Below are 17923 nucleotides of genomic sequence, written 5' to 3'. Positions count from 1 at the left end.
ATATAGTTATAAAATTAATTAGCATACTAAATATAGATTATGAGCTGGAACGAAGAAAAAGTAGAAAAGTTAAAAGAACTTTGGGGTAAAGGAAGCACTGCAAGCCAAATCGCTGAAATAATTGGTGGTATTAGTAGAAATGCAGTAATTGGCAAAGCTCACAGATTAAATTTATCATCAAAAATTAAAACTAGAAATGCATCTTCAAGTCAAAACTTTGATAATAGTTCGGAGGAAAATTCTTCCAAACAAAGAAGAGGCAGAAAAAGTAAGTTTCAATCCTTAATTATTGAAAAAGATTTTGAACCAGAAAATCCTAAGAAATTAGAGGAACTAGATGAGAGCTCTTGTAAATGGCCTGTAGGACATCCTGAAGAACAATCATTTTATTTTTGTGGACGATCGTCTCTAAAAGATTTTTCATATTGCAAACTTCATTTATTATACGCCTATCAGCCAAAAGGAAGAAAAGAAGAGCCTACAACTGACAAAGATGAAGAGACACCTCAGTATAATGACAAGAAAATTAACACTGCTTAATAATTTTTAAATTTAGTTAATCTTATTTTTTATTTCTTATTCTTTCCATTAAACCCTCTGATTAGAGATTTTATGATTAGATAAATTAGGAAAGAGAAAATTGAAAATATTAAAAAATAAATGATATTAATTATCATAAATAATTATACAATTTTAGTATAAGAAATTCTATTAAGAATTAGTAGGGTTATATTTTTTTGTAGAAAATTGTCCACCTTCTCTCCACATATAGCTATATTTTTCCACTTCACTATCAAATACTCTCATACTTGGAACTCCAATATCAGCATTAGTTTGATATTTACCCGAAGGAACATTGTCATATTTTAAAAGTGTAAGCTGATCCATTGTTAGAAGTGGCTTTGGAAACAATTGAAATATTTTAGCAGACATAGTTGCTGCAAAAAGAGGTAATGGAACTAATAATCTTTTTTTACCTATTAAATGTAATAATTTTTTTAAAATTTCCTTTAAAGATAAGATGTCAGGTCCAACACACTCTACAATTTTAGAGTAAATATTTTTAGAAATAACATGATAAATAGTATCTGTTAAATCTGAACAATGTATTGGAGCAAATTTAGTCGATCCATTATAATAAAGTGGAAAAAACGGAAGCCTACTTAGTAAAGTCATAAAAGACGTAGTAAAATTATCATCAACTGAATAAACTACAGAAGGCCTTAATATTGTTGCTAAAGGAAAATTTTTTTGAATACTAAGTTCACCATCTAATTTACTTTTTGCATACTCTGAATCTATTGCATTATTTATCCCCAATGCTGACAAATGAATAAATTGCTGAACTTTATATTCTTTACATAATTTAGCTAAAATAGACGGAAAAATAGAGTGAATATTTTTGAAAGTATTACCCTTGCCACTTTCATACAAAATACCAATTAAATTAATACAAATATCAGTTTGAGAGAAAAGCTTTCTAATTTTTTTTTCGTCAAAGATATTAGCTTCAACAATATCTATGTAGCCTGCATTAGCTTGGGTCTTTATTGCATATCCTTTTTGATGAAGGTTTCTAGTAACCACAGTTACTTTATAATTATTTTTAGTAAGCTTTCTTATTAAATGACGACCTATTTGACCACTACCGCCAAAAATTAGACAATTTTTTGCTTTCATATATATATAATTAAAAATGAATATTGATATTAAACTTCACAAGAGTGATCTACCAGAAGATTTAGATTTAGGCAATATTATAGCAGTTGATGGAGAGTTTATGGGTCTCAATGTTAAGCGTGATCCTTTATGTCTTATTCAAATATCGACTGGTAAATCTGATGCTCATATTGTCCAGCTTGATAGGGAAAAATATGATGCTCCGAACTTAAATAAAGTTCTTACTGACAAATCAATCACCAAAATATTTCATTATGGTAGGGCGGACATGGCTCACATAAAGCATTACCTTAAGACAGAGACTAATAATATTCTTGATACAAAAATTGCTTCAAAATTAGCTAGATCCTATTCAGATAGTCACTCCCTAAAAACGTTAATTAAAGAATTTATGAACGTCGATGTAAGCAAACAATTTCAAAGTTCAGATTTTGGAGGAGAGCTATCTCCAGCACAATTAAAATATTGTGCCAATGATGTTATTTATTTACATAAAATTCACGAAGAATTAAATAAAATTCTTGTAAGAGAAAAAAGAATTGATTTATATAAAAGATGTTTAACATTTCTAAAAACTAGAGTTGATCTTGATCTGGCTTTATTTAAAGACGATATATGGTCTCATTAGATGAACAAAGAAAATTATAAAAAAATTGCAAAAAGTGTAATTGATCTTGAAATCAAAGCTCTACAAAAATTAAAGAATTCAATTAATAATTCCTTTAATGAAGCAGTAGAATCATTAGCAAACTGTCAATCTAAAGTGATATTATGTGGAGTTGGTAAAAGTGGATTAATAGCAGCAAAAATTTCAGCAACACTTTCTTCTGTTGGAACACCTTCATTTTCACTATCTGCAAACGACTGTTCTCATGGTGATCTTGGCAGCATTTCAAAAAAAGATATTTTAATTTTAATAAGTTATTCCGGTTCTACGGAAGAACTAAAAAATATTATAAAATATGCAAATCGAAATAAAATTACACTAATAGGAATAATGTCTAAAAAAAATTCGATATTATATAAAGCTTCTGATATCAAACTCCTTATACCAGAGGTAACTGAGGCTGGTCTAGGTATTGTTCCAACTTCAAGTACGATTAATCAATTGAGTATAGGTGATGCGTTAGCAGTTGCTGTATTGAATAAAAAAAATATTAATAAAAAAGATTTTAAAAAATTTCATCCTTCTGGAAATCTTGGTGCACAACTTAGAACTGTTGAAGAGTTAATGATCATAGGAAATAAAATTCCATTCGTAAATGAAAACTTAAATATGAAAAAAGCTTTACAAATTATTTCAAACAAAAAACTTGGTACTTTAATTGTTCAAAACAATAAGAAAATCACCACGGGAATAATTACAGATGGCCAAATTAGAAGATTTAATGAAATGAGCAATAATCTCCAAGATCTATCTGTCAAAAAGGTTATGACTAAAAATCCTATCAGCATCAATCAGGACACTCTTGCTGAAAAAGCTTTATCTATAATGAATGCAAAGAAAATCACCTCTCTATGTGTTCACAAAAATAAGAACAAAAAAAAACTGTTGGAATTTTACATATTCACAACATACTTCGGTCAAACATTCATTAAATGAACAAAAAGACAGGCCTACAAGTTATAATGGTTCTTGTTATTGCCATCATTTCATTATGGTTTTATTTAAAATACTTCAATAAGAGTTTTAAAGATGTAAAGAAAACTCCAATTATAGAAAAAATTGATGAAAATCAAAATAGCACATCAACTTATATTGATGATATTAATTATGTTTCTACTGACGCTAAAGGCAATAAATATCAAATCACTGCAAAACAAGCTGAAATTAAAATTGAAAATTCTGATGTGATGTTTTTAAGAGAAGTTGTGGCTTTTATTTTTATAAAAGATAAAGATGCGGTCAAAATTACTTCTAATTTTGGGAAATATAATTTAAAAAATTATGATACTATTTTTTCTGAAAATGTAATAGTTATTTACCCAGGACATAAAATAACTGGGGAATACTTAGATCTTTCTTTTTTAACTAACCTTGGAATTTTTACTACAAACGTTATTTATACTGGGGAGAAAACAAATTTATTTGCTGATAAACTTGAAATGAATCTTACCACTAAAGATACTAAAATTTTTATGAATGATGCTAAAGAAAAAGTTTTAATTGAAGGAACTAAATAATATGGGTGTAATTAAAAAATTTAGAATTAAATCTTTTAAAAACCCTCAGCCCTTGATAACTATAGAAAATATATCATTATCATTTGGCAAGAGAAAAATTTTAGACAATGTAAGCTTTAAGATTAATCATGGACAAATTTTAGGAATGTTGGGACCTAATGGAGTTGGAAAATCAACGATTTTTAATTTAATCACAGGTCTAATTAAGCCTGACCACGGCAAAATAAAGTTTGAAGGGATAGATGTTATTGATTACCCAATATACTTGAGAACAACAAAATTTAAAATTGGGTATGTTCCTCAATATGGAGGTTATTTTAGTGATCTTACTTTATTAGAAAATTTAAAAGCAATAGCAGAAATTGTAATTGAGGATAAAAATTTAATTTACCATAAAATTGGTCAGCTTATAGCTAAATTTGAATTAGACGCTATCAGAGATATAAAAGCAAAATTTCTATCCGGTGGGCAGAAAAAGAAACTAGTAATTGCTCTGGCTTTATTAAGCGACCCAAAAGTACTTTTACTTGATGAGTGTTTTGCGGCGCTAGATGTTCTGACTATTAAAATGCTACAAGAAATTATTGTTAATTTGCAAACAGAAAATAATATAACTATTTGTATTTGTGATCACCAAGCGCGTGATCTACTTTCTTGTGTAGACGTTGCAGTGATTTTATCTAACTGTAAAATTATAGCGCAAGGATCTCCTAATGAATTAATTAATAATACTGAAGCTAAAAATGCCTATTTTGGTGACTCTTTTAAGTTTAATTAAAGTATGCCGAAAACACTCATAATTAAAAATAAGATAAAAAAATTTAATAAACAGATACAAGTTGCTGGGGACAAGAGTTTAAGCATAAGATGGGTTCTTTTAGCATCTCAAGCAATTGGAAAATCTAAAGGTTACAACCTTTTAATGTCAGAAGATGTGTTGGCTGCAATTGATAGCATCAAAAAACTTGGCATAAAAGTGAGGATAAAAAAAAATTACTGTGAAATAGTCGGTAATGGAATTAATGGCTTTAAATATAAAAAAAACTTAACAATAGATGCTAAAAACTCTGGAACACTTGGTAGATTAATTCTAGGCCTTTTAATTAAATCTCCTAAAAAAATAAAGATAATTGGAGATAAAAGTTTATCTAAAAGAGACTTTTCAAGAGTAACCATACCTTTAGAGAAATTTGGGGTTAAATTTTCTTATAAAATAAAAAATAAACTACCTTTAACAATTCTTGGTACACAATCAGCAGAGGGTATTGAGTATTTGGAGAACAAGGGCTCAGCTCAATGCAAAAGTAGCATAATGCTTGCAGCACTAAATGCATCAGGAACAACTTCCATTAAAGCAAAAAAATCTAGAAACCATTCAGAGTTACTTTTTAAATATTTAAAGATTCCAATCAAAGTAAGAAATACTAAAAAATTTGATTTCATAGATATTAAAAAACCAAAAAAAATTAATGCTTTTAATTATCAAATTCCAGGAGACATAAGTTCAAGTGCTTTTTTTATGGTACTAACAACACTTGCTAATGATTCAAAACTTTTAATAAAGAATGTAAATATCAATCCATCTAGAGTAGGAGTTATTACAATCTTAAAAAAAATGGGAGCCCAAATAACAATTAAAAACCAAAAAAAATATAGAGGAGAAAAAATCTCTGATATTTTAGTAAAAAGTTCAAAAAAACTTAAAGCCATTAATTGTCCGGCAGAGTTAAATAGTAGTGCCATAGATGAATTTTTAGTTATTTTTTTAATTGCAGCAAAAGCAAAGGGTGTTTCTTATTTTAAAGATCTTTCAGAACTAAACCAAAAAGAAAGTCCAAGGTTAATTTGGGGTTCTAAAATTTTAAATATGATGGGCATAAAAACAGATTTAACAGAAGATTCTATTAAGATTTATGGGCAACCTAATTTGGAAATAAAAAAACCAATAACTATTAAAAACTATCTAAAGGATCATAGAGTTTTTATGATGAGTACAATTGCTGCCTTAACCCTTGGGGGAAAATGGAAAATTTATGATAAAGATTCTATAAATACTTCCTTTCCATCTTTTTTGAAAATAGTTAAAGATATAAATCATTCACCAATATGAAATTAAAAAAAAAAATAAAAATTGCGATAGACTCGCCTGCTGCTGCTGGTGCTGGCACTCAAGCAAAATTAATTTCTAAACATTTTAACTTATTTTATTTGGATACAGGAAAAATTTATAGATTAATTGCAAATATTAAACTTGCTCAACCAAATAAATATAGTCATGGTTTGATAAAAAAAAAGATGCTCAAATTAACTATGAAAGATTTACAAAATAAAAAATTATTATCAGATGAAGTTGGAACAATGGCATCAATTATATCAAAAGATAAAAAAATAAGAAAACTTGTTCATGCATTCCAAATTAAAAGTGCTTATCACCCTCTCAAAAAGTATAATGGATCTTGTTTAGATGGAAGAGACATAACTTATAAGATAATTCCCGATGCTGATTTTAAATTTTTTATAACGGCAAATACTAAGACTAGAGCTTTAAGGAGATATAAAGAGTTAAAAGGACTAAATAAGAAAATATCATTTAATGAAGTCCTAAAAAGTATCAAAAACCGTGACAAAAGTGACTATAACAGAAAAGTTTCACCTCTTATGAGAACTCGAGATTCGATCTTGATTAATACTACAAATTTAACTAAAAGATCATGCTTTTTAAAAATTAAACAAATTATAGATAGGAAACTAAAAGCTTAATGGAAATTTATAAAGACCTTTCAAACCCAGCCTCTAAAGAGTTCGAACAACTACTAAATTCACAATTTACTAAAACAGCAAATCTTGAAGAAGGAAAAATCATTACTGGTGTAGTAAATAAAGTTACTGATAACTTTGTATTTCTTGAAGTACCAGGTTTAAAATCAGAGCCTATCTTGGATATCAATGAACTAAAAAGTATGGGTATGCTTGATAAAGCAAAAATAGGTGAAAAAATTTCTGTTCTTCTGGAAAGATTAGAAGATAAAAAAGGTGAAGTATTAGTATCAGCTTCAAAAGCTCAAAAAATTCAAGGTTGGGATAAGCTTGTTGAAGCTTATGAAAAAAATGAACCTATCATGGGTAAAATTACTGGACGTGTCAAAGGTGGATGTATAGTTGAACACATCGATACTGGTTCTTTAATGTTTTTACCTGGATCTCAAATTTCAGACAAACCATTAAAAGACATCAGTCATTTAATGAATGAGCCTCAAAAATTTGCACTAATAAAATTAGACAAAGTCAGAGGAAACGCATGTGTTTCTAGAAGAGAAATAATTTCTTCATTTAAAAAAGAAGATAAGATTAAAATTGTTGAAAAATTCAAAGTTGGAGATTTAATTAAAGATGCTGAAGTAAAAGGCTACAGTTCATTTGGTTGTTTCTTTAGTGTTAACGGTGAGATTGATGTTTTGGTTCACTTGCAAGAAATTTCTTATTCAAGAGTTAATCACCCTGATGAAGTTTTTACAATCGGTGAGAAGCATGATCTTAAAGTAATTAGTGTTGATCTTGAAAAGCTTCAAGTTGGTTGTTCAGTAAAACAACTTACACCAGACCCTTTTGAAAATATTTCAAATTATGAACTAAATAAAATTTACAAAGTAAAAGTAGTTAAGCTTATGGACTTTGGAGCTTTTTGTGAGCTTGAAAAAGGATTATCAACTTTATTGCACTCAAGTGAATTAAGTTGGACTAAAAAAAATGTTTCTGCAAAAAAAATGTTTAAAATTGGTGACGAAATTAATTGTGTAATCACTGAAATTGATAAAGAAAAAAGAAGAGTAGCAATATCTCACCGTTTAACAACTGATAACCCTTTTGAAACGTTTGAAAAAACTTACCCAATTGGATCTGAAGTTGATGGAGAAGTTGCAAGTAAAAATGAATATTCTATTTTCTTAAAAGTTGATGGTTTAGATATCGATGCTTTCTTGCATTGTAATGATTTAACTTACCTAAATAATGGTGAAGAAGAATTGGCTAAATATAAAATTGGCGATAAATTAAAAGTTAAAGTTTTAGAAGTAAAAGCTGCAGAACAAAAAGTTAGAGTTGGCTTACGTCAAACTCAACCAGACCCTTTTGACTGGTTTAATGATAAAAAAATTAAACAAACTATTACAGTTAAAATTATCTCAACAGACAACAAAGGCCTTGTTGTAAGACCAGAAGGTTGTGAAATGGATTTCATTATTAAAAAATCTGCAATAGCTATTAATGCTGCTGATGCAAGACCTGCTAGATTTACTGGTGGAGAAAGAATTGACTGTGCTATTCAAGAGTTAGATTTAGATAAGAGAAAAGCAACATTAAGTATTAAGCTTTTAGAAGAAATTGAGCGTAAAGTTGCATTAGATACTTATGGTTCTGAAGCAAGTGGTAAAAACTTACCTTTCTCATCATTATCTGATGATTTAGAGAAAAAGAAAAAAAAAGACGAATAAAAATTGGCTATTGTAAAATCAAAGCTTCTAAAACAACTCGCTAATAACTATCCAAATTTTTTAAAAAAAGACCTAGAAAAGTTTACTGATATTATTCTTACTGAAATAAAGCAGGCTCTTAAACGTGGAGATCGTGTTGAATTAAGAGGTTTTGGAATGTTTTCAACCAATATTCAAAAAGCAAGAATATCAAGAAATCCCAAAACTGGAGAGAAAGTAAATACACCTGAAAAAAAAACAATTCACTTTAAAATGTCTAAGGAAATGTTTAAAAAATTAAACAATGACGAATAAAAAAATTTTTATTGCTTGTGATACATCAAGCTTAAAAGAAATAAAAAAAATAATTAACCATACAAAAACTAATAAACTTCAAATAATTCCAAAATTTGGCTTACAGTTTTTTTATTCAAAAAATGGGAGAACCTTTCTTCAAAATTTTAAAAAAGATTATTTCTTAGATTTAAAAATAAATGACATTCCACAAACTGCTTTATCAGCAATGGATAGTTTAAAAGATTTAAAAAAGTGCAGATATATTACAGTTCATGCAAATGGTGGTCTTGAAATGCTTAAGGCTATTACAAACAAAGCTAAAATAATTAACAAAAACTTAAAAGTATTAGGAGTTACAATCTTAACAAGCCTTAACAACAAATCACTAAAAGAAATTGGTCATACCAGAACAGTAGAGCAATTAGTATTAAAACAAGCTGGTCTTATAAAAAAATCAGGTGCGGCTGGAATTGTTTGCTCTGCACAAGAGGCAAAAATAGTTAGGAAAAAATATAAAAACTTATTTATTATTACACCAGGAATAAGATTACCTGGAGATGATGCGAATGATCAGTCTAGAGTAATGACTCCCAATGATGCTTTTAAAAATAAAGTTTCTGGTATTGTAATGGGTAGATCATTAGTAAAGGGTAATATCAAAAATAATATTAAAAGATTAATTAATCATTTAAATCAATGATCCAACCCTGCAAGATTTGTGGGATTTCTGACTCTAAAACTTTAGAATTTTTAACTTCCCATCCTACTCCACCTAAGATGATAGGGTTTATTTGTAATTGGCCTAAATCAAAAAGATTTGTTGAACATGATAAGCTTAAAGAGCTATTAAAGGTTGATAAAAAGAAATCAGAATATGTTGCTGTATTAGTTAAGCCCACTCAAAATATTTTAGAAAAAATAAAAAATTTACCATTCGACTATTATCAACTTTATGATTGCACACCTGCTGAAGTTAAATCAATCAAGGAAAAATATAATAAAAAGATTATTGTTGCGATAACTGTAAAGAATCAAAACGATACAGTTAAATATTTGGAATATAATGAACTTGCAGACATAGTGCTATTTGATAGTAAAGGTTATGAAAAAAGTATGTCCTTTGATCATCAATTAATTAAGAATATTAAAATTAATAAAGAATTAATGCTAGCTGGGAATATTCAAATTGAAGATAGCCTTGAAAATTACAAAGAAATAGCAGACATTATAGATATTTCTGGAGGTCTAGAAACATCTGGATTAAAAGATATTTCAAAAATTAATATTTTTTTAAAAAGAATTAAACTAATTAACAATGAAGCTTAAAAAAAAAATTCCTTTAATTGATCAACACAATAAAAGTGGATTTTGGGGCAGTAAGTTTGGTGGTAATTTTATACCTGAAACTTTAAAAAAGCCTATTGAGGACTTAACTGAACTTTTTGAAAAGCTTAGATATGATAAGAAATTCCTTAAAAAAAGAAACTATTATTTTAAAAACTATATAGGCTCTCCTACTTCATTTATTAAACTTCAAAACCTATCAGATCAACTAGGTGGAGCCCAAATATATGCCAAAATGGTGTCAGAGGCGAACGGAGGAGCTCATAAAATCTACAATGCAACAGTTCATTGCCTTATTGCTCAAAAGGCAGGCAAAAAATATGTCGTTGGTGATACAGGCGCAGGCTACGCTGGGAAGATGCTGAGTATGGCTGCTAAAAAGTTTGGCCTTAAATGTAAAATATTCATGGGTGCAAAAGATATAAAAAGACAAAAGCCTAATGTAGACGCGATGAAAAAGAATGGTGCAGAAGTTGTGCCTGTTTATTCAGGGAGCCAAACATTAGTAGATGCTGTTAGTGAGTGCATGCGTTACTGGGTTTCAAATTGTGATAACACCCATATGTGTGTTGGATCAACAGTTGGTCCTAACATATTTGTTAAAATTTGTGGCTGGAGTACAGCTCAAATTTCAAGAGAGTTAAAAATTCAAATACAGTTTGAGTTTAAAAAGATACCTAAAAAAATTAAACTTATTAATTGTGTGGGTGGTGGAAGTTCAGCTTATGGTTTTTGGAGTGAGTTTATTGATTATGATAAAAAACAAATTGAATTAATCGGTGTTGAAGCTGGTGGACCAAAAAATTCAAAACTACATGCGGCACCTCTAACTAATGGTGCTAAACTTGGAATATTGCACGGAGCTGCAGCCTATGTTTGTCAAAATAGTGAAGGACAAATTAATGATACCGCTTCTATTTCTGCTGGATTAGATTATCCTGGAGTATCACCTATTCACTGTTTCTTAAAAGATGTTAAGAGAGCAAGATATACGTCCGCAACTGATGAGGATGCTTTAAATGCTTACAAACTAGTTACAAAACTTGAAAAAATAAACCCAAGTCTTGAACCAAGTCATGCTTTTGCAGAAGCTATAAAAATTGCACCAAAATTAAATAAAGATACTATCATTATAGTAAACTCGTGTGGTGATGCTAAAAAAGATCGTGATATTTTAAAAGAAAGATTGGGAAAAATTAACTAAGATGTCATTAATTAATTTAGCATTTAAAAAAGTAAAAACTGAAAAAAGACCTGCATTACTAACTTACACAGTAGCTGGTGATAATAGTAAAAAAAAATCTCTTGAAATATTAAAATCAATTGCAAAATATGCTGATATTTGTGAAATAGGATTTCCTCATAATACTCCAATTGCAGATGGTGGCCAGATTCAATCAAGTGCTTATAGAGCTTTAAAAAATGGTATTAAAATTAAAGATGTTTTTTCAATAGTTAAAGATTTTAAAAAATCAAAACAATCAAAGCCCGTAATATTGATGGGTTATTATAATATGATTTATCAATATGGAGATAATAACTTTATAAATATTTGTAAAAAAGTAGGAGTAGATGGTTTAATTGTTGTTGATCTTCCTTATCCAGAAAATAAAGAATTTGCAAAAAAATGTAAGAAAAAAGGTATTAGTTTTATTCAATTAGTATCTCCCACTACCTCTCCAAGTAGAATGAAAAAAATTATAAAAGACTCTCATGATATGGTTTATTATATCAGTATGCTCTCAACGACTGGCGGCAAGCTAAAGGTTTCACCTAAAAAAATATTAGAGCGTTACAATAAGATTAAAAGCCTTAACAAGAATAAGAATATTGTAATAGGCTTTGGGATCACTGAAAAAACTATAGCATCTTTAAGAAAGGCTGATGGATTGGTGGTTGGTAGTGCTTTGTGTAAAGAAATATCAAATTCTATTAAAAAACGCCAAAATCCTGTCACAAATGTAACTAATATTGTGTTAAAGTTAAGAAAAAAAATAGCATGAATTGGATTAAAAAAACTTTAAGATTTGGTGAGAAGATAAAAACTATCATTAAAGAACGTGCAACTAAAACTGAAATAGCTAATAGTGATTGGACCTCATGTTGTAAAGGGCCTATCTTAAAAAAAGATTTAGAAGAAAACTTATGGGTTTGCCCATCTTGTAACAAACACCACAGAATAAGCCCACGTCAAAGATTTGATATTATATTTGGCAAAAACAATTATGAAGTTTTAAAAACACCCATTCCTCAAGATGATCCTTTAAATTGGAATGATGCAAAACCTTATAAAGATAGATTAAAAGCTGCTAGAAAAAAAACTGGTATGGATTGTGGAATGATGGTTGTTAATACCAATATTCTAAATTTAAAAATTACAGCTATTGCATCTGATTTTGATTTTGTAGGTGGCTCAATTGGTGCTGCAGAAGGTGAAGCTTTTTTATACGGAATTCAACATGCAATAGAAAATGAACAACCTTTTGTAGTGTTTACTTCTGGTGGTGGAATGAGGATGATGGAAAGTCTTATATCATTAAGCCAAATGACAAGAACGACACTGGCAATTAACGAACTAAAGAAAAATAATTTACCCTACATTGTTGTGTTAACTGATCCTACAGCAGGTGGTATTACAGCTTCATATGCAATGTTGGGTGATCTACACTTAGCAGAACCGGGAGCTCTTATAGCTTTTGCAGGAGCTAGAGTAATTCAAGGAACTGTAAGAGAAGAGTTACCAGAAGGCTTTCAAAGAAGTGAGTACGTTCAGAAATCAGGATTTATCGATATGATTGTCGAGAGAAAAGATCTAAGAGAAAAAATTGGATCATTATTATCAATATTGTTAAAGAAAAATTCTGCTATAAATTCATCAGAAAATGAAACTTCAGAAGATAGTAGAACGCTTACAAAAGCTGCATCCTAAAGAGATTGATCTAAGCCTAGATCGAACTAGAAATCTTTTAGAGAAATTAGGTAATCCTCAAGACAAAATTAATTGTATTTCAATTGTTGGGACAAATGGAAAGTTTTCAACAATCCAAGCACTTTATGCAATTTTAAAAGAAGCAAATTATAAATGTAATATTTATACTAGCCCTCACATTCAAAAAATTAACGAAAGATTTGTCTTTAACAACAAACCATTAACAGATGATGAATTGGCCAATCTTTTTTCTGAAATAGAAGAGGCTAATAATCAAACACAAATTACTTTCTTTGAAATTTTAACTGTTGCTTACCTTCATTATGCAAAGAAATACCCTGGAAACATTAACTTAATTGAGTCAGGTCTATTTCATAGATTTGATGCTACCAATATTTTAAAGAAAAACTTAGCTAGCATTGTAACGGCTATTGGTCTTGATCACTTAGATTGGCTTCCAAAAGAAGAGCAAACAGTTGACAAAATAATATTTGAGAAAACATCCACTTTATTAAACTCTAAAATCATTGTTGCAAAACAAAGCTCAAATGAAATTAGTAAAAGTATTGAAGATACAATTAAAGATAATTCTTCTAAAAAAATAATCTTTAATAAAAATTATAATTTTACATTAAAAGAAAATAATTTTTTTTATTTTGAAGATGAATTTGGTGCTCTTAAACTTCCAAAACCTAATCTACCAGGAGAATTTCAATTGGAAAATGTCTCTACTGCAATTGCAACCGCTAGACAATTAATAGATTATAAAATAACTGACGAACATATTAAGAGTGGTATCACTAAAATAGAAAGTATCGCACGGCTTCAAGAGTTAAAATCTGGAAAATTAAAAGATTTAACTAGCAATAATTTATTATTTATAGATGGGTCTCATAACCCACTTGGGGCAAAGGTATTAAATGAATATCTTCAAAGTTTAAATTGTAACAAACATGTTATTTTAGGAATGATGGCTAATAAAGACCACAATGAATATATGAGTTACTTTAAAAATATTAAATCATTAACAACAATTGATATTCCCAATCAACCTAATGCTATTAAGGGGAATGAACTTAAGAAGAAAATTAAAAATTTCGAAAATATTAATTACAAAAATTCTGTTGAACAAGCAATTAATTCAATTGATCTTCAAGAAAATGATATTATTTTAATTACAGGGTCTTTGTATCTTGCGGGAGAAGTTTTAAACTTAAACTAGATATTCTTATCTAGAAATTCTTTCATTTGGCTCTCGGCAACTCCACCAACTTTTCTGTCTACTTCAACACCTTTTTTGTAAACAATAACAGTTGGTACACCTCTTACACCAGCGGCTGAACCAGTATTAATTCCACCGTTTTCAATGTCAGCATAATAAAAGCTAGCTTTATCTTTGTAGCTATCTGAAAACTTATCCATGATGGGTTTAAGACTCTTACATGGAGCACACCATTCTGCAGAAAATTGAACTACAGAGATATCTTCATTCTTAATTTTTGTTTCAAATTCTTCGTCTTTAAAATCTATAAGCATGCTTCTTATATAAATTTTTATTCTATTTATTCAATATGTAAAAAGGGATTTTTTTAGTTAATTAACAAAGGTCAATTATGCCTGCTCGTATTTTTTCTGAATACCTTCAACAAACTCATTAATTTCGTCTAAAAACTTGAGCTTTTTCTCATCTTTTTCGTTGGTATATCTGTCTCTTAAATTATCACACTCAAAATAAAATTCTTTGCATGTCCACCATTTTTCCTTCTCATCGCTTAATATTCTTTCAGCTATTCCACGTTTAATAGTCTTAAACATATCAGCAGGCAGTGTATCTGGTGATTCTTGATATATTATCTTTTTTCCAAAGCTTACCATTCTCTCATCTTCAAATTTATCTAATAATATTAATTTATCTTTCCAAGAAGCTGCATGCCATTTTGGAAATAAAGCTGTATCTTTTTGAGGGGTAAATTTTTTATAAATTGTCTCCTCTGCTAATAAATCAACTTGTGAATCAAATTGAGCTTTTTCTTCAGCAGTTTCTCGCAATGCCGTTAAAACATTTTGAGAAAATTTCTCATTACTATTTACTAATTTTGCACGCTCTTTAATTAAATCAGGATCAAGTTTGCTATATGGTTCAACTTGTAGTCCATAACTTGCATCTAAAATTATAGGAGCTTTGTTTGATCGTATAGTTCTTAAAAACTTTAATTTTTTAATAGCACTTTTAAGTTCAGAAATTGACATATCAAATAATGGGATCGGATCAATTTTAAGATCAAAAGCTTGGCCCCACTGGTAGATTGGGTGAATACAATGTTTTGGGTGAAGTGGTGCAACTACAAATCTATAATTTTTACCAAAATGATATTCAGCTAAAGTAAACATTTTCTCTGTTTTAAATATTGTCTCAGTATCACTCTTGTTTGCTGTTCTTAAAAATGTATCCCAAGTTTGAGGTTGATTCTTTTTAATTAAACCTAAAACCTTAACTGTTAACTCTGCATCAAATAAAGCTGAGTGAGCTCCACTAGATTCAAATCCATTCATTCTAGCTAACGATTCTAGTTTCATGACTGCATTACCTTTTGCATTTATTTCTGTTTTTACAACACTTTCATCGACTGCATGAGCGCCTCTTGCAATGTTTAAACCATCATGTCTTTTATTAGGAGTTGCATTTGTAATATATGGATATCTAATTCCTCTAAAGAATTCGTTTCTTATCATCTCGTCATCAAAACCAATATTTGACCAACCCATGAACATTGCTGGGCTCCATTTTTTAAATGTTGCTTCTAATTGAGATAACATTTGGTAGTGACTTAAATTTCCTTTAGTTAATAAATCAACACTAGTTTTGTTAACTATTAAAGCCATTGCTTGAGGAACTTCTCCTTCTGGCAATCTACATCTAAAATTAAAACGATCTAATTCTTTAAAATTTGGATCAACTAAAATACCTCCTACTTCAATAATGCTTCCCCATGAAGTATTGGCGCTACTAGATTCAATGTCCCATATTGCTAAATTCATATTAATTGGTATTCCTTTGTTGATAGTATTGTTCTACTTTTTCTAAAAACTTATTTTGAAATTCTTCTAGTTTAACACCTTGAATTCTAAAATCTTGAAATAAATTATCAACCGTACATAACAGGACAATTCCTTGGGTAATATTTGAGTTATAAACAACGTTATGAGCTAATGAATAAGCCCCTAATTGAAGATAATAGTCCTCAATCCACTCTTCTTTTTTCGGTTTGTTGGACTGTTTAAAATCAATGATAGTTTCTTGTCCCTCATACACTCCACAAGCATCACACGTTCCAGCATATTTCCCTGGATAGTACAATGTGGCTTCTGTTCCCCAAATCTCTGACAATTTGTTTTTAATACCTTGTTCAATAATTTCATCTGCCATTTTTTTAGATTTATTTTCTTCTTCTAATAATTCTAGATTTAATTGACCTAATAGATATTTTTCTAAATGAGAATGCATTGATGTGCCTCTACTTGAAGCGTCATTTTTAATTCGATTTGCTTCGGCAGCTCCCACTCTTGCTTTCCAATTTGCAAGAGATGCTTTTTTTTCTTCACTTTGTGTTGCTTGTAATATGGATGTTACTGATGGAAGTTTTTGTTGATTTACAGCATACATTCTTGAGCCACTCACTATTGATCTCATGGATTTTGGATAAGTAAATTTATTATTCCACTGCATATGGTTTTTATAAACGTTATTTAACAAAAAAAGAAATTAATTATTTGCTTGTTTTGAATGGTCAACAAATTTTTCTACGTTTTCTGTTTGAACAGCTTTATCAACTTGTTCAGGATCTTTAATGTTTTCTAGGCTTCTGCTGATCGATCTTGCATCTGTTCCAAACTTATCAACAACAATCATTGCTTCTTCTAATTTTTTTCTAAGAGAAACAATATTATCAAAGTGTTTTCCAAATCTTGAACTAATTATTTTTAAATGATCATAGATCTCTGTTGCACCCTTTTGAACTTTTAATGATTGAAAGCCCATGTGCAAAGATTGTAAATAAGCTGAAAGAGTATTAGGACCACAAATTACAATTTTATGTTTTTTCATTAATTCTTGAGTTAACAATTCTTTAGTAGTTGGATCTTGGTATTCAGTTAATTCTTTATACAAGCTTTCAGTTGGTGCATAAACTATTGCAAAATCTGTAGTTTTTGGTGGAACAATATATTTTTCATTAACACTTTTAGCTTTAGCTTTAAATGCAGTAGCTAATTTTGCTCTTGCATCTGCAACAGCCTTTTTATCATCCGCGTCATAACCATCGGTAATTGCTTTAAATTTTTCTACTGGAAAATGCGAGTCTACTGGTACTAAGACATCACCTTGAAGCTTAATTGCAAATTCCACATTTTCACTTGTGTCCTCTTTCATCTTAACGTTAGTCATGAATTGAGAAGCAGGTAATAAGTCTTTAATCAGTGCATCTAATGAAAACTCTGCAAGAGTTCCATATTTTTTAACTCCAGCCAAAATTTTTGTTATACCTTCTTGGCTTTTATTTAGTAATTCTACTTGGTTATTGAAGTTACCAACTTTTTCATCAACTTTTGTTAAGGCCTCTGTCATATCTTTAGTCACCCCGGTTGATAGGTTGTTAAATGACGTCGACATTGAGCCGAGTGAAGTATTAATAGTAGTATTTAAAGTATCTTTTAATGAAGTAATTTCTGTCTTTAAATTAGCCATCTCTTCAGCTTCTTTATTTTTACTCTCATCTTTTGGCTTAGATTTTAAGTTTAGATAAAGAATTGCTAAAGCAACTCCTAGTAATAAGACTAATACTGTTAATAAAATTATGTCCATGATTCTAGGAGATATTTTATAGTAAAAATTTGATTTATATATGTAATTATTTAAAACTGTCTCTATGGAATTAATCTTAATACTAAAAATACTACTTATTATTGGAGCTATAGTTACAGCTTATGCAGTACTTAGAAACCTTGATATTATTAGGATTAT

The 17923-nt window shown here is 29.3% G+C and carries 20 protein-coding genes; 15 read left to right on the top strand and 5 right to left on the bottom strand.

The features are described from left to right. The first annotated feature begins 39 nt into the window (after positions 1–39). Positions 40–540: a GcrA family cell cycle regulator gene (locus ABXT72_RS00495; RefSeq protein WP_415278396.1), complete on the top strand. Its 501-nt coding sequence runs from the start codon at positions 40–42 to the stop codon at positions 538–540. Positions 541–711: 171 nt separating this feature from the next. On the opposite strand, the gene ABXT72_RS00490 is transcribed toward ABXT72_RS00495, so the two are convergent. Beyond that, a complete protein-coding gene (locus ABXT72_RS00490) occupies positions 712–1680 on the bottom strand; it encodes a complex I NDUFA9 subunit family protein (protein WP_415278395.1) in 969 nt (322 codons plus the stop codon). Between the two features lie 16 nt (positions 1681–1696). Here ABXT72_RS00490 and ABXT72_RS00485 point away from each other — a divergent pair, with 16 nt between their 5' ends. Genes ABXT72_RS00485 through ABXT72_RS00420 form a run of 14 tightly spaced genes read left to right on the top strand, consistent with a single transcriptional unit; the run spans position 1697 to position 14125 of the window. Continuing rightward, complete coding sequence (locus ABXT72_RS00485; RefSeq protein ID WP_415278394.1) at positions 1697–2308, top strand: ribonuclease D; 612 nt, start codon at positions 1697–1699, stop codon at positions 2306–2308. Next, on the top strand, positions 2309–3283 hold the full coding sequence (locus tag ABXT72_RS00480; protein ID WP_415278393.1) for a KpsF/GutQ family sugar-phosphate isomerase: 975 nt from the start codon (positions 2309–2311) through the stop codon (positions 3281–3283). It begins immediately after the preceding gene. Further along, the gene (gene lptC, locus ABXT72_RS00475; protein ID WP_415278392.1) at positions 3280–3864 is read left to right on the top strand and encodes an LPS export ABC transporter periplasmic protein LptC; all 585 of its coding nucleotides are present in this window, start codon (positions 3280–3282) and stop codon (positions 3862–3864) included. The genes ABXT72_RS00480 and lptC overlap by 4 nt, the downstream gene beginning before the upstream one ends. A gap of 1 nt (position 3865) precedes the next feature. Then, the gene (locus ABXT72_RS00470) at positions 3866–4642 is read left to right on the top strand and encodes an ATP-binding cassette domain-containing protein (RefSeq protein WP_415278391.1); all 777 of its coding nucleotides are present in this window, start codon (positions 3866–3868) and stop codon (positions 4640–4642) included. 3 nt (positions 4643–4645) lie between these two features. Continuing rightward, positions 4646–5974 carry a 3-phosphoshikimate 1-carboxyvinyltransferase gene (gene aroA, locus ABXT72_RS00465; protein ID WP_415278390.1) on the top strand — a complete coding sequence of 443 codons (1329 nt, stop codon included), beginning with the start codon at positions 4646–4648 and terminating at the stop codon, positions 5972–5974. Then, positions 5971–6624, top strand: coding sequence for a (d)CMP kinase (locus ABXT72_RS00460; protein ID WP_415278389.1), 654 nt, complete (start codon positions 5971–5973; stop codon positions 6622–6624). The genes aroA and ABXT72_RS00460 overlap by 4 nt, the downstream gene beginning before the upstream one ends. Then, on the top strand, positions 6624–8354 hold the full coding sequence (locus tag ABXT72_RS00455) for a S1 RNA-binding domain-containing protein (protein ID WP_415278388.1): 1731 nt from the start codon (positions 6624–6626) through the stop codon (positions 8352–8354). Before ABXT72_RS00460 ends, ABXT72_RS00455 begins: the two co-directional genes overlap by 1 nt. 3 nt (positions 8355–8357) lie before the next feature. Further along, positions 8358–8648, top strand: a complete 291-nt coding sequence (locus ABXT72_RS00450) for an HU family DNA-binding protein (RefSeq protein ID WP_006997412.1) — start codon at positions 8358–8360, stop codon at positions 8646–8648. Then, on the top strand, positions 8638–9330 hold the full coding sequence (pyrF, locus tag ABXT72_RS00445) for an orotidine-5'-phosphate decarboxylase (protein WP_415278387.1): 693 nt from the start codon (positions 8638–8640) through the stop codon (positions 9328–9330). The genes ABXT72_RS00450 and pyrF overlap by 11 nt, the downstream gene beginning before the upstream one ends. Next, positions 9327–9956: a phosphoribosylanthranilate isomerase gene (locus ABXT72_RS00440; RefSeq protein WP_415278386.1), complete on the top strand. Its 630-nt coding sequence runs from the start codon at positions 9327–9329 to the stop codon at positions 9954–9956. The genes pyrF and ABXT72_RS00440 overlap by 4 nt, the downstream gene beginning before the upstream one ends. Continuing rightward, entirely contained in the window at positions 9946–11178 is a 1233-nt protein-coding gene (gene trpB / locus ABXT72_RS00435) for a tryptophan synthase subunit beta (protein ID WP_415278385.1), read from the top strand. Before ABXT72_RS00440 ends, trpB begins: the two co-directional genes overlap by 11 nt. A gap of 1 nt (position 11179) precedes the next feature. Continuing rightward, the gene (gene trpA, locus ABXT72_RS00430; protein WP_415278384.1) at positions 11180–11977 is read left to right on the top strand and encodes a tryptophan synthase subunit alpha; all 798 of its coding nucleotides are present in this window, start codon (positions 11180–11182) and stop codon (positions 11975–11977) included. Continuing rightward, on the top strand, positions 11974–12903 hold the full coding sequence (locus tag ABXT72_RS00425; RefSeq protein ID WP_415278383.1) for an acetyl-CoA carboxylase carboxyltransferase subunit beta: 930 nt from the start codon (positions 11974–11976) through the stop codon (positions 12901–12903). The genes trpA and ABXT72_RS00425 overlap by 4 nt, the downstream gene beginning before the upstream one ends. Further along, positions 12857–14125: a bifunctional folylpolyglutamate synthase/dihydrofolate synthase gene (locus tag ABXT72_RS00420; protein WP_415278382.1), complete on the top strand. Its 1269-nt coding sequence runs from the start codon at positions 12857–12859 to the stop codon at positions 14123–14125. Before ABXT72_RS00425 ends, ABXT72_RS00420 begins: the two co-directional genes overlap by 47 nt. Here ABXT72_RS00420 and ABXT72_RS00415 read toward each other — a convergent pair. The 4 genes from ABXT72_RS00415 to ABXT72_RS00400 all read right to left on the bottom strand — a co-directional run bounded on the left by ABXT72_RS00415 (position 14122) and on the right by ABXT72_RS00400 (position 17764). Next, positions 14122–14439, bottom strand: coding sequence for a thioredoxin family protein (locus ABXT72_RS00415; protein WP_271482804.1), 318 nt, complete (start codon positions 14437–14439; stop codon positions 14122–14124). The two genes, ABXT72_RS00420 and ABXT72_RS00415, sit on opposite strands and share 4 nt — an antisense overlap. Positions 14440–14514: 75 nt before the next feature. Continuing rightward, complete coding sequence (locus tag ABXT72_RS00410; RefSeq protein WP_415278381.1) at positions 14515–15942, bottom strand: exonuclease domain-containing protein; 1428 nt, start codon at positions 15940–15942, stop codon at positions 14515–14517. A 1-nt stretch (position 15943) separates the two neighbouring features. Further along, on the bottom strand, positions 15944–16630 hold the full coding sequence (locus ABXT72_RS00405; protein ID WP_415278380.1) for a hypothetical protein: 687 nt from the start codon (positions 16628–16630) through the stop codon (positions 15944–15946). 36 nt (positions 16631–16666) lie between these two features. Further along, complete coding sequence (locus ABXT72_RS00400; RefSeq protein WP_415278379.1) at positions 16667–17764, bottom strand: DNA recombination protein RmuC; 1098 nt, start codon at positions 17762–17764, stop codon at positions 16667–16669. Between the last annotated feature and the right edge of the window lie 159 nt (positions 17765–17923).

Origin of the sequence: Candidatus Pelagibacter sp. Uisw_094 (assembly GCF_047729535.1) — a bacterium.
GTDB lineage: Bacteria > Pseudomonadota > Alphaproteobacteria > Pelagibacterales > Pelagibacteraceae > Pelagibacter.
The sequence above is the reverse complement of the archived record's forward strand: the minus strand, read 5'-3'. Positions and strand labels throughout refer to the sequence as shown.

Bases quoted from the DNA above. Each gene is read 5' to 3' on its own strand.
- ABXT72_RS00410 (WP_415278381.1), bottom strand. From the start codon at position 15,942: ATGAATTTAGCAATATGGGACATTGAATCTAGTAGCGCCAATACTTCA.
- ABXT72_RS00405 (WP_415278380.1), bottom strand. From the start codon at position 16,630: ATGCAGTGGAATAATAAATTTACTTATCCAAAATCCATGAGATCAATA.
- trpA (WP_415278384.1), top strand. From the start codon at position 11,180: ATGTCATTAATTAATTTAGCATTTAAAAAAGTAAAAACTGAAAAAAGA.
- ABXT72_RS00455 (WP_415278388.1), top strand. From the start codon at position 6,624: ATGGAAATTTATAAAGACCTTTCAAACCCAGCCTCTAAAGAGTTCGAA.
- ABXT72_RS00480 (WP_415278393.1), top strand. From the start codon at position 2,309: ATGAACAAAGAAAATTATAAAAAAATTGCAAAAAGTGTAATTGATCTT.
- ABXT72_RS00470 (WP_415278391.1), top strand. From the start codon at position 3,866: ATGGGTGTAATTAAAAAATTTAGAATTAAATCTTTTAAAAACCCTCAG.
- ABXT72_RS00420 (WP_415278382.1), top strand. From the start codon at position 12,857: ATGAAACTTCAGAAGATAGTAGAACGCTTACAAAAGCTGCATCCTAAA.
- trpB (WP_415278385.1), top strand. From the start codon at position 9,946: ATGAAGCTTAAAAAAAAAATTCCTTTAATTGATCAACACAATAAAAGT.
- ABXT72_RS00440 (WP_415278386.1), top strand. From the start codon at position 9,327: ATGATCCAACCCTGCAAGATTTGTGGGATTTCTGACTCTAAAACTTTA.
- aroA (WP_415278390.1), top strand. From the start codon at position 4,646: ATGCCGAAAACACTCATAATTAAAAATAAGATAAAAAAATTTAATAAA.
- pyrF (WP_415278387.1), top strand. From the start codon at position 8,638: ATGACGAATAAAAAAATTTTTATTGCTTGTGATACATCAAGCTTAAAA.
- ABXT72_RS00460 (WP_415278389.1), top strand. From the start codon at position 5,971: ATGAAATTAAAAAAAAAAATAAAAATTGCGATAGACTCGCCTGCTGCT.
- lptC (WP_415278392.1), top strand. From the start codon at position 3,280: ATGAACAAAAAGACAGGCCTACAAGTTATAATGGTTCTTGTTATTGCC.
- ABXT72_RS00490 (WP_415278395.1), bottom strand. From the start codon at position 1,680: ATGAAAGCAAAAAATTGTCTAATTTTTGGCGGTAGTGGTCAAATAGGT.
- ABXT72_RS00485 (WP_415278394.1), top strand. From the start codon at position 1,697: ATGAATATTGATATTAAACTTCACAAGAGTGATCTACCAGAAGATTTA.
- ABXT72_RS00400 (WP_415278379.1), bottom strand. From the start codon at position 17,764: ATGGACATAATTTTATTAACAGTATTAGTCTTATTACTAGGAGTTGCT.
- ABXT72_RS00415 (WP_271482804.1), bottom strand. From the start codon at position 14,439: ATGCTTATAGATTTTAAAGACGAAGAATTTGAAACAAAAATTAAGAAT.
- ABXT72_RS00425 (WP_415278383.1), top strand. From the start codon at position 11,974: ATGAATTGGATTAAAAAAACTTTAAGATTTGGTGAGAAGATAAAAACT.
- ABXT72_RS00495 (WP_415278396.1), top strand. From the start codon at position 40: ATGAGCTGGAACGAAGAAAAAGTAGAAAAGTTAAAAGAACTTTGGGGT.